Source organism: Candidatus Infernicultor aquiphilus, assembly GCF_002784285.1.
Classification (GTDB): Bacteria; Atribacterota; Phoenicimicrobiia; order Phoenicimicrobiales; family Phoenicimicrobiaceae; genus Infernicultor; species Infernicultor aquiphilus.
Genome location: NZ_PFKO01000236.1, coordinates 1 through 4,898 on the forward strand (window position 1 = coordinate 1; position 4,898 = coordinate 4,898).

Consider the following 4,898-nt stretch of genomic DNA (forward strand, 5'->3'; position numbering starts at 1 on the left):
ATTCTTTCTGGGAGATATCTAATAGTAGACTTAAAATTTCTGAAAACTTACTCAGCCCTGCTTCTATCATTAACTTTTCTAATTCTTCTGGAGGAATTAAATTTTTAAAGCCCTGATTAGTCATTTCGGTTAAAGTTAAAAGCCGGGCATAAAATTCTGGTAGCGGTTCTACATAACCGACTACCGGAGGCTCAAACATTCCTCCCCTCTCAGCCATAGTATAACTCTGCTTGACATATAAAAGGGTATCGTGTCTTAATTCAGTCCAGGATGCCAAAGCAGTATTTAGTTCTTTATCTTGCCAGGCTATTGTTTGCATAAAAGTAGGATAACCTTCACCAAATTTAATTCCTAAGGCCTTTAAAACCAAGAGCCAATTTAGATAAAGATTTTTATACCAGTCGGCCTGGGAAAGAGAATCTACTTCTTTTTTCAATTCCGAGAATTTCTTTTCATAATCGGTATATTGGGTATCACCAGAGCTTTCTAAAATATCTTTAGCCCTTTCAGAACCTAAAAGAGCCATTAAATCCAATCCTCTTGGGAAACCTCTAACTTCGCGCGTAGCTGGCGGAGGACAGGCTTTTACTTCGGTCTTCACCCAGGTGAAAGGACGGTTTTTTCTATCGGGGGCATAACTATCCTCCCAGGTAAAAGTAAAGGGTTTTTCATCAGTAGGCAAAGGTAGCTTTAGTCCAGAATATTCACCGCTATAAGGGGAAACCATTTCGGAAAAGAGGTAAGAGTCTAAAGTAAATCTCTGACCCATTAGTCTGAATCCTTTAGTTTCGGTTAAAAGTTCCTGGGCTTGTAATTTTAGGGCTTGAATTTCTTCCTCCTCAAGAGGAGGGCAGGGCATTAATAATTCACAAGCTCCTAATCCACTATAGATTTTAGGATTATAAGCCACTGCCAGGATAGCTTCTTTGAGTTCCTCATATTTTTCCTCTATTCTTTGAGGAGAGAGGTCCTCTGGAAAAAGTTTTTCCAATACTTCGCCATATTCATTAGGGCCTAAATCATCGGAAAAGCCCACCAGAAAAGAGGTGATAGCATATATCCGATTCCATCTTTCTTGCAGGTCTTGGTTTTTCGAAAATTGATGGGCTAATAAAAAAGCCTGCAGGGTTTGGATTCGGGCCTCAGATTCAGAAATAATTCCTCTCCTATTCCCGCTGCAGACCGATTCTCCGACAGATAAAAGGGGAGAACCCTCGATTAAAGCAGTCATCCTCCCATACCACATTAAAGCTTTAAAGTAATTCTTAAGTTTCTCTGATTTGGTGTAATGTCCTCGGGGGATATATTGGGAATAATCTTCTTGATAGATAAAAATGGGAGAATATTCCCAGCCCTGATGTTTTTCAATTAGCTCTATTTCTTTTTCTACCAGACTTTTTACCGCCTCGGGGACTTCAAAATTATATTGCTCAAATTCTGTTGGACTAAAATATTTATAACTGGCCTTATCCCCGTAATATTCTTTTACTCCCGAGATCATTATCTCACAGTATTCGGGGTCTATCCCGGGGACACAATATTCTTCTCTTAAAGTTTCCTCGCTCATTACCTGATTTATCCTGGGTTTCAAAAGCTCTAAAGCAACAGAAAGATAAGCTACATTTCTTTTGGCGGCTTCTTTTAAATCTCCCCCGGTCTGGAAATATTCCTGCAAAGACTCGGCTAATAAGTTTTTACTGATTACCCATATATCTTTATAGAAGAGGTCTCTTTCTAATTTCATCAAAGTAGTGTCAAAGAAGATATGATAATAATGTAAAAGAGAATCGGTTGTAATAAAAATGGGCAAATCTATTTCTCCTATAGCTTTATAATAAGCTACGAAATCGTCACCTGGAGTAGCCATTTGGCGAGAAGACTCCAGAAATACTTCTCGTTCCGCAATAGGAGAAGGGGTAGGAATAACTACAAAACCGTTCTTTTTTAAAAGGAAGAGAGCTTCCGGGCTGAGCTTGATTTTTTCGGAAAATTTTTGATAATTGGCGATCTTTACAGTGCTTAAAGGCAAGGAATAGGCCGGGATAGAGGGAGAAATTTCTACCTCCTCGATTAAAATATCTTCCGGATTAATTAAATGTTTGGTTAAGATAACTTCACCCCCAGCCAAAACATTATTGGTAGCGGTTAAAATAGTAAAAGTTATTAAAATAGTTAAAAGTCTTTTTAAGAAATTAAATTCTTTGGTTTTTTTCATTTTATTTTTTTCAAAATTAATTTTCAAAATTAATTTAACCTTTCCATTTTTATTATACCACTTTTTATGGCGTCTACCAATTTTTTGTCTGAACCCGAACGTTCAGCTAATTTTATCAAAAATTCGCTTTCCTGGCTCTGCTTCATTAAAACCGGCTGACCCCGATTAATTTGCAGGGGAAAGAGCCGAAAAATTAATTTATCCGGGTGGACTTCTACACCTACGGCTAAACCCTGCTGGGTCTCTAAAGAGAAGCATTGGTCAAAGATAAAATTTCCCAGAGAATAAAAGATAAGTTTTCCCTGATATTTTTCAATGTTCTGTACTACATGGGGATGGTGCCCTATAATTAAATCTGCTCCGGCCTCAATTATCTGATGGGCTAATTTCTGTTGGGCTAAAGAATTGGTCAATTGATATTCTTCACCCCAGTGCAGACTGATGATTAAAAGTTTTTCTGAATTTAAAGATTTAACTGCCTTTACGGTCTCTATCATTTCTTCCTCTTTAGCTAAAAAGGGGAAAATTTGATTAAAAGCCAGAAAGATTATATTATCGCTGTTATCGCTGGGAAAATAAGCATCAAGCTCTCTCCAACTACCAGAAAGAGGATCACCCACAAAATTTATCCCATATTTTCTTAGCCAATCTTTCGTTTCTTCTAATCCCTCTTTTCCCCAATTTAGGGTGTGATTATTGGCTAAAGAAAATAAATTAAATTTAGCCCAGGAGATTCCCTTCATTACTTCTGGGTTAAAGGCAAACTTTAAAGAATTATCCGGAAATTCTGGCGGATTTTTTACTACCGGACCCTCTAAATTCCCAAAAACAATATCCACTCCTCTTAGCAGTTGACTGATTCTCTGGAAAGGATAATAGACACTATTTTGTTTTATTAAATCTTCTACTCCCCGATTTAACATCATATCTCCAGTTAATAAAATAGTTTTTACTTTCTGATTAGAAAAAATTTCTTCCACTTTTTTCTGCTCAAAGATTACACTAAAATAAGAGGTAGTCTCTTCTAAGTCTAATTTTAAAAAATCAGCAGAATTTTTATGAGCAATAATAAAAGGGGCTTCTTTCTGCCGTAGTTTAGCAAAAAGTCTGGCTGCATACAGTGCCTGCCAGCAATCAACCTCTATGTTTTTAAAATTTTCTTCCTCAAAATTTAATAAAACTCTGATACTTTTTAGATCATGGAAATTAGCAGCCTGCCAAGGAAGATAATGGGAGAAATCTACACTAGCAATGAGAATAGTCCGGACGGGAGCAACTTCATCTATAGAATTGACTAACTGTTTTACCTGTTCTTTAGAAATTTTAGCCGGTATTAGAAGCGGTAAAATTTTAGTTTCCGGGAAATATTTTTCCATAAAAGGTAACAAATTGGTTATTCCAAATTCAGAAACAACTGCGGGATTATTCAGCACTATTTTATTTTTTTCCGCTAATTTTCTTAATAAATTAGAGTCAACTTTTAGATGGTTGAACTCTTCCTTACCCGGCTCTAAGGCAACTGTAATAAATGAATTTTCTTGATGAAGAGCTGCACTGTGCCAATGGTCCGGGCTTAATAAAATAATGGTTTCTGGTTTTTCCCGAGAGAAAATATATTTAAAAAAATCATCTATTATCTCTTGAGCCAATAAATGATGGGGCACCACCCCGGAAGCAATATTTAATTTGTCCCTGGAAAAAGTTTCCGAGGTTATAGATAAAATAAGTAAAACCAAATACACTAAAATATATTTTTTCATAAAACCCTTCTTAATTAAATAATATTTTAGCATAAATTTACCCATAACAATATACCCCATACCTCAGCTCCCTTCAGGGTCTTGACAAATATAACGCAGTGTAATTATAAAGGGTTGGGGCTATTCCGGTTCAAGGCAAGGGCAATGATATTAAACTTATAAAAAAAGCTATGAAAGTCTTACAGGCAGAAAGTTGCAGCATGCTAAAGTAACCAAAATCGGACTCGTTCTGGGAAGCGGAGGAGCTCGTGGATACGCTCATTAAGAAAAAAACTTCGAAGATTTAAAGAACCACAAGACCTTAATTAATTACCAAAAATAACTAATCTCGAATGGAAAGAGTAGAAGAAAAATAGATAATAATTAGTGTTAAATAGAAATAAAAAATTTTTCACAAAAAAGAAGGGTTCTATAATAATTTTGTCGTATTAATACTAAGATGTAGAAAAATAGAAAAAATTGATTTTTTAATCGCTGGTAATTATTTAGTAAGCTAAATATATATTCTTGAAGTGTGACAAAGGCCTTCCCCTGAAACATTTAGAATTTAAAAATCAAAATGGAAAAATAATCAATCGAGATGTAAGAGAGATGTTCAAGCTTTCTGACGAAGGAGACTTGAAAGAAATTAAAAAATTGGTAAATTTAGAGATTATTAAGAGCGAAGGCAAGGGTAGGGCTTTACATTATATAATCAAATAAGGTTGGTGAATGAGTTGGTAATACAGTTGGCGATTTGATAAGATTAAGATATTGTATTTCTATAAATTTTTGTTTAGTATAAATATTTTTTTGCGATAATGTAGTTGAATCTATATTATAATTATATAATTGAGTCCACTCTAAAAAGTCAATTATAGGATGAATTATTTTTAGTTTTAAGACGGAAAAGTTGTATAATAAAGGAAGTCGATACACCTGTC

4 protein-coding genes are annotated in these 4,898 nt (G+C 35.1%); 1 reads left to right on the forward strand and 3 read right to left on the reverse strand.

Annotation, left to right across the window (positions count from 1 at the left end):
• Both COZ07_RS06350 and amrB read right to left on the reverse strand, forming a co-directional pair.
• The coding region (locus COZ07_RS06350) for a DUF3160 domain-containing protein (protein WP_406607732.1) at positions 1-2,215 on the reverse strand (2,215 nt) is incomplete at its 3' end.
• A gap of 29 nt (positions 2,216-2,244) precedes the next feature.
• Positions 2,245-3,975 (reverse strand): AmmeMemoRadiSam system protein B, encoded by a 1,731-nt coding sequence (gene amrB, locus COZ07_RS06355; RefSeq protein ID WP_406607733.1) that lies wholly within the window; start codon positions 3,973-3,975, stop codon positions 2,245-2,247.
• Between the two features lie 507 nt (positions 3,976-4,482).
• Here amrB and COZ07_RS06360 point away from each other — a divergent pair.
• Positions 4,483-4,677 carry a hypothetical protein gene (locus COZ07_RS06360; protein WP_406607734.1) on the forward strand — a complete coding sequence of 65 codons (195 nt, stop codon included), beginning with the start codon at positions 4,483-4,485 and terminating at the stop codon, positions 4,675-4,677.
• Here the strand turns inward: COZ07_RS06360 and COZ07_RS06365 are convergent.
• Positions 4,657-4,898, reverse strand: a 242-nt coding sequence (locus tag COZ07_RS06365) for a hypothetical protein (protein WP_406607735.1), incomplete at its 5' end; no start/stop codon positions are given. The genes COZ07_RS06360 and COZ07_RS06365 overlap by 21 nt on opposite strands.